The sequence below is a fragment of the Acidipropionibacterium thoenii DSM 20276 genome (assembly GCF_000423445.1).
In the GTDB taxonomy this organism is placed as follows: Bacteria; Actinomycetota; Actinomycetes; order Propionibacteriales; family Propionibacteriaceae; genus Acidipropionibacterium; species Acidipropionibacterium thoenii.
On the sequence record NZ_AUHZ01000040.1, the window covers coordinates 1 to 5,229 of the forward strand.

The 5,229-nt window shown below is 65.6% G+C and carries 9 protein-coding genes and 1 pseudogene; 8 read left to right on the forward strand and 2 right to left on the reverse strand.

Going from position 1 to position 5,229, the window contains the following annotated elements; translation table 11 throughout:
• The coding region (locus G554_RS15675; protein ID WP_036925317.1) for a hypothetical protein at window positions 1-476 on the forward strand (476 nt) is incomplete at its 5' end.
• Window positions 477-625: 149 nt separating this feature from the next.
• Here G554_RS15675 and G554_RS0109305 read toward each other — a convergent pair.
• Entirely contained in the window at window positions 626-1,315 is a 690-nt protein-coding gene (locus G554_RS0109305; protein ID WP_154654250.1) for a hypothetical protein, read from the reverse strand.
• Between the two features lie 474 nt (window positions 1,316-1,789).
• On the opposite strand from G554_RS0109305, the gene G554_RS17695 reads away from it, so the two are divergent.
• From G554_RS17695 to G554_RS18700, 7 genes and pseudogenes are all read left to right on the forward strand, one after another.
• Window positions 1,790-1,933 carry a hypothetical protein gene (locus tag G554_RS17695; RefSeq protein WP_154654251.1) on the forward strand — a complete coding sequence of 48 codons (144 nt, stop codon included), beginning with the start codon at window positions 1,790-1,792 and terminating at the stop codon, window positions 1,931-1,933.
• Window positions 1,934-2,628: 695 nt separating this feature from the next.
• Window positions 2,629-2,871 carry a hypothetical protein gene (locus tag G554_RS0109315; protein WP_245570018.1) on the forward strand — a complete coding sequence of 81 codons (243 nt, stop codon included), beginning with the start codon at window positions 2,629-2,631 and terminating at the stop codon, window positions 2,869-2,871.
• Window positions 2,872-2,953: 82 nt separating this feature from the next.
• Window positions 2,954-3,421 (forward strand): hypothetical protein, encoded by a 468-nt coding sequence (locus G554_RS0109320; RefSeq protein ID WP_027587680.1) that lies wholly within the window; start codon window positions 2,954-2,956, stop codon window positions 3,419-3,421.
• Window positions 3,422-3,447: 26 nt separating this feature from the next.
• Window positions 3,448-3,699 carry a hypothetical protein gene (locus G554_RS0109325; RefSeq protein WP_154654252.1) on the forward strand — a complete coding sequence of 84 codons (252 nt, stop codon included), beginning with the start codon at window positions 3,448-3,450 and terminating at the stop codon, window positions 3,697-3,699.
• Entirely contained in the window at window positions 3,696-3,884 is a 189-nt protein-coding gene (locus G554_RS0109330) for a hypothetical protein (RefSeq protein WP_027587682.1), read from the forward strand. Before G554_RS0109325 ends, G554_RS0109330 begins: the two co-directional genes overlap by 4 nt.
• Window positions 3,885-4,010: 126 nt before the next feature.
• Entirely contained in the window at window positions 4,011-4,385 is a 375-nt protein-coding gene (locus tag G554_RS15680; protein ID WP_069102339.1) for a hypothetical protein, read from the forward strand.
• Window positions 4,382-4,564 (forward strand): annotated as a pseudogene (locus G554_RS18700) (transposase); the annotation flags it as partial. The gene G554_RS15680 and the pseudogene G554_RS18700, both read left to right, overlap by 4 nt.
• Before the next feature lie 333 nt (window positions 4,565-4,897).
• On the opposite strand, the gene G554_RS0109340 reads toward G554_RS18700, so the two are convergent.
• Window positions 4,898-5,229, reverse strand: a 332-nt coding sequence (locus G554_RS0109340) for an ISL3 family transposase (protein ID WP_027587683.1), incomplete at its 5' end; no start/stop codon positions are given.

The following is a 5,229-nucleotide window of genomic DNA, read 5'->3' on the forward strand; positions in this document are numbered from 1 at the left end:
CCACCCCCGGGCAGTCGGGTGATGAGGGTCTGGTGTCGCGGAGTTTCTCGATCTCGGGCACCATGCGGTTGGGGTCCGGGCAGGTGACGCGGGTCGAGGACCGTGTGGAGATGTCCTGGCGCTCGGGCACCCCGTCCTTCGGACACACTCTGACGATGTCTCAGACTGCCCGGGGTCCGGAGTCGGCGTGGGGTGCCACATTCTTCGAGGTGATCCTCGGGTACCCGGAATCGACCAGGGTGTGCGCCGAGATGGGTGGTGTCGTCGGTCATGGTCATTGCTGGGTCTCGGTCGGCCGTATCGCGCCCTTCGGCTCCGGCTACGTCCGGGCATATCAGGGGATGGAGGCCGAACCCGTGTCCTTCTCGACGGCATGGGACGGTCCGTCGGCTGGCCAGCCGGTGGGAGGAGGCAGCATCCGATTCGGATCGGTGGGTGCTGCCTGCCGGGACATTCCCGTCGACCTCATCACCTGAACGAGCTCTGCACGATCCACAGACCGGCGGGGTGTGGATCCGCCGGTCTCGGGAGGACTGCCGGCGATGGTGATGTGTGAGGCTGTGGAGGCTGTGGCTAGATCCGCACCGTTGAAATCGGGTTCGACAGTGATGAGGTGCCCGGCTCCTCATCGAGCTGGGCAGGTGATCGGAGAGGGGTAGGGATTCCAGGTGCTGCCAGGAGGGCTGAGTTCCTGTGCCAGCAGATGTCCCTGTTCTCCGGACCAGGTGAGGGTCAGTCGGAGATCCTGTTCCGGAGCATCCGGGTTGACATCGGCAACGCCTTGGAGGGACTGCAGCGTCGCCGATCCAGGAGTCTTCAGATACACCCAGGTGCTCTGTCCGTAACCGGAGTCGGGAGTGCGCCACAGCACCACGCGACATCCGCCGGGACTGGCCGGGGGAACAACGTGGAACGTCTGTCTCGCGTTGTCAACCTCCAGAAGGGCCATGGCGCCGTCGAGTATCAGGAAGACACTTGCCGTCACGATGATCATCACGATGCAGACGACTCTCCAGATTCTGCGTGCCAGTCCGAGCGGGCGGATGTGGGGCCCGAAGGCCCACAGGCAGAGGCATGCGATCCACGCCCCCGCGCCGACGAGCGTGCCGGCCTCGATGAGTCGAGCCGCTGATGTGATGAATGGCCCGATCATCCAGAACGGCGAACCAAAACCACTAACGGTCTCGGCAATGCCCCACACTCCGACGAGGATCGCCAGTCCGGTCCACCACAGGAGCCGCCGCCATCCGCGCCGGCAGAGACGGCGGCGCGGAGTCTGCTCCGGATGCGCCTCCACGGAATCTGTACGCTCCATGCCGTCTCCTCACCTGCCGGGGCGCGCAGATGATGATCTGGCCCCACCTGGAGGCTACCGGCCGAGCTCTTCCCCGATGATTGCCACGCGAGGTCAGCATTTGTCCCGACGACTGCGCTGACGGTGATGTCATTGACTGGATCTACACCCAGGTTGTGAGTACCGGTGGACCCCGATCACAGGAGGCAGGTTTTCCACGTCACGGAATCGCAGAAGTTACACCGGTGCATTTCTCGTGACAATGCCGTGACGTTTCTTTGCCATGCCTGGACGATGACAAGCGTCAGTACTCGCAATGTGTTGTGTGGTGCATTTCAATGACATTGCTCTGTCATCACTGTGATGACTGTCTGTCACATCAGTGCTCACGTCGGATGGGGCACAGCTGGGGATCGGGGAAGCCCGATCCGGGAAAATCTCCGGATCAGATCAGTACTGGTCCGCTCTGCTCTGTCATCCCAGGTGATCACCATCATGGACACTCACACGAACAGCACCGTTACACCGTCCACCTCCGAGCTCGACGCACTCATCGTGGCCACCGACATCATGCTCGATGACGCGCTGCCGAAGGGCGTGCAGGACCTGCTCATCGCGGGAGTCCTCGCGCGCATCTGAGATCAGGGGGCTGACCCCGGTCAGCACTCCGCAGAATCTGTGGCGGCATGTTCGTCCTGACTGATCTGCGCAAACGTGACGTGCCGGCTGGTCCGATCAGCACGTCACAACCGCCACACCTGTACTCAGTGCGCCCCAGAGAGGAGCATCATGTCATCGGCGGACCACATGAGATCCCTGTGGGCGAGCGCCCACCCCGTACCGCCGGACCTCGACGTCCCGGCACACACTCCACTGCTGGTGCGCACGCCCTCGGGCACTGTCATAGATGCGAGGAGGGGATTGGACCATCCGGTTCACGACCATGACGGATACCTCCACCGCACCCTGATGGCCCTGCAGGCCCCCGCAGTCAGCCCACAGGTTGAGCCATGATCGCCGAGGCTGGGGATCATGGGGCCGACCACATGCGCTGTCGTGGCATCGAGGTCGTAGTCTGCCCCGGCCACCACCCATCGGGACTCGGCCTTGATCCGGACCGTGTGGACCTGGTCGCACACAGATTCGGTCCCATGTGGTCTGCAGTGAACGATCACTGCACCGCCCCGCAGCAGCTGCTGCGGGGCGGTGGTGTCTCTCGCGATGACCATCAGCGTGCCGAGGGCGGGTCCGGGGTCCTCTGGGTGAACGGGAACCGGCAGAGCCGGTTCGGAGGAGGCGATGACACACATCACGTCCGAGGAGCACTGATCGTCATGGCTGGACTTGCTGGCACTGCCACCCTCACCGCTGCGAGCTGGGACCAGGTTCGCCGCGACCCGGGGCTGGAGGCGGTCGACCTCACTCTGCACATCCTCGGCGGGCGGATCCGCCAGCACGTCGTGCGCGCCGAGCTGTCCCCGGATGTCTGGCTGGCCGTCCTGGCCCAGACTGACGCCGGCATCGCCACCGTCGAGCGAGCCGTCATCGACGGGCGCTCGGTCCCGGTGAACCGCTGAGACCCGATCCAGACACCACCGGTGCACGCGACAGCTGGCTACTGCGCGCGCCGGGTCGTCCCGCATCCGAAGGAGAGACCCCATGTCCTGCAGCACCCTCTCACGTCCTGACCTGCCCGGCCCCGGGTCCGGCAGCCCGGACCTCACATTCACCCTGCTCGACCTACCGGCCTGGAGCCTGGTATGCGACGAGTTCGACCACACCTGGCAGTCCAGTACCGACGGCTGGTGGTACGCCATCGGCGACCCGGCGCGTCTGTCGGCGACCGACATCGTCCGGATCGCCGTCGGGCGTCTGACGGTAGTCCACATGCCCAGCAGGTGGCGCGACATCGCGGAGATCGATCCCCGCGACCTGACCGGGGCACTCGCCGGCACGCTGTTCCTCCAGAGTGATCTGGTGTGGTACCGGCCCGGACCCCGGGACGCCTGGGTCATGCGCGACGCGTGGACCACCGCCACCGTCCCGGTGACCGGTCAGGACCTGGTCCGGCGCATCCGCGCCGGCCAGGGAGACCGCCGGGTCAAGATCATCACCCCTCACCCGTGAGCACCATCAGCAGGAAGGAGTCCGTCATGTCATCCTCGGCCCATCTGAGATCACTGTGGGCACTGGCCCACCCCGCACCGGCCGGCCAGACTATCCCGGCCCACGTCCCCCTGCTGGTGTGCACCCCCACCGGCACCGTCATGGACGCTCTGAGAGGACTGGACCATCCGGTCCACGACCATGACGGATACCTCCACCGCACCCTGAGGCCTCTGCCGGCACCCCCGGTACAGCCAGTACAACCGGCACCTCAGGCAGGCCCGCAGGAGATCCGATGAGCACCGACGACTGGGACAGCGCCGCAGACCAGGTGCGCTGCTGCGGCACCGACGTGATCGACTGCCCCGACTGCGCGGGGTCGGGGAGCCTGCCGGGCCCAGCGACCCACGAGCCCTGCCCGACCTGTGGGGGGACAGGGGAGATCGACCGCCAGGATCTGGTCTGTGCGGGCCGGGACCGCTGATCACTCACCGCACGCAGGTCCATCGCGGGGGTTGGAGTGCTCCAACCCGGGGACAACCACGAACACCGGGTCCGGGCACCGGTCCAAACCGGCACCACACCACATCGCACAGTCCAGGAGCAGATCATGGCATTCATCGGATCGACTCTGTCCCTTCTGGAGACCCCCGAGCAAGAGGTCGCCCGGCTGGCCGCGGCTCCGGAGGGCTCGCGTTCGCACTTCCTGTCGGGGCTTCCGGTCCAGGTGACCGGGGTTCCCCGCGGCTCGCTCATCGAGCTGCCCGCCCAGTTCCCCGAGAACGGCCGGGTCGTCGTGGTGGCCTACCGCGAGCACCCCTACGCCCCGATCGACGACGGCCCCAGGCTGCGTCACCATGCGAGCTGGGACGTCATCGTCGTGGCCTCCACCGATCCCCGCTACCCGGTGGGTGGCTTCGATCTGACCATCAGTGAGGCCGAGCTGGTCAGGGGCAGGATCGTCGAGATCCAGGTCACGCCCTGAGACACTCCACATCCCCGTCACGGCACCAGCGCCGTGACGGGGATGTACTTCTCTCACGAGAAAGAGTCCCCGCATCCTCGGGCAACACCGTCTGGCACCGCATCAACCGCGGCGGTGGTCAACGCCTGAACCAAGCGCTCCACATGACTATCGTAACCCGAATGCGCATGGATCCCGGCACCCGCATCTACGTCGAGCGCCGCACCACCGAAGGACGCACCCCCATGAGATCCGTCGCTGCCTCAAGCGCTACCTCGCCCGCGAAGTACACCGACACATCAACACCGCAGCACGGGGTCAGCTCGCGACAACTTGACACATATAGGGGACTCAACGGCCGCCTCGAACACCTGCGCGAAACCGCCTCGGGCTTTCGAAACCTCACCCACCACATTGTCCACGGACTCCTCGAGTGCGGTGTCAAACCCAGCCCACGCCCTCGATTGTGATGAGCTCCGAGATCAGCCAGTGAGGACAGTGGTGCAGTGGATGTACGGGACTTGACGGGCTCTTCAGGATCCAGGGTGTAGTCGGGGTCTGAACCCTCCGGTCTCCAGGAGGCTTCGGAGTCGGTAGTGGACCTCGTTGCGGAAGCCCAGGGCGATGCCGCGGAGGTGTTCGAGTCTGCCGTTGATGGCCTCGGTGGGCCCGTTGGAGGAGCCGGGGTGGTCGAAGTAGGCCAGGATGTCGGTAGCACGTGTGGCCAGGGTGTGGCCCAGTGTGATGACCTCGGGTAGGGCCTTGGGAACCCTGGTGGCGATCGCGTTGATGAGGCGTTCCATGACCTGCCGGCCCTCGCTTGTGTTCTGGGCGCGGTAGGCGGTCACGACCTGCTGGTAGACCG

Bases quoted from the DNA above. Each gene is read 5' to 3' on its own strand.
- G554_RS0109305 (WP_154654250.1), bottom strand. From the start codon at position 1,315: ATGGAGCGTACAGATTCCGTGGAGGCGCATCCGGAGCAGACTCCGCGC.
- G554_RS17695 (WP_154654251.1), top strand. From the start codon at position 1,790: ATGGACACTCACACGAACAGCACCGTTACACCGTCCACCTCCGAGCTC.
- G554_RS0109315 (WP_245570018.1), top strand. From the start codon at position 2,629: ATGGCTGGACTTGCTGGCACTGCCACCCTCACCGCTGCGAGCTGGGAC.
- G554_RS0109320 (WP_027587680.1), top strand. From the start codon at position 2,954: ATGTCCTGCAGCACCCTCTCACGTCCTGACCTGCCCGGCCCCGGGTCC.
- G554_RS0109325 (WP_154654252.1), top strand. From the start codon at position 3,448: ATGTCATCCTCGGCCCATCTGAGATCACTGTGGGCACTGGCCCACCCC.
- G554_RS0109330 (WP_027587682.1), top strand. From the start codon at position 3,696: ATGAGCACCGACGACTGGGACAGCGCCGCAGACCAGGTGCGCTGCTGC.
- G554_RS15680 (WP_069102339.1), top strand. From the start codon at position 4,011: ATGGCATTCATCGGATCGACTCTGTCCCTTCTGGAGACCCCCGAGCAA.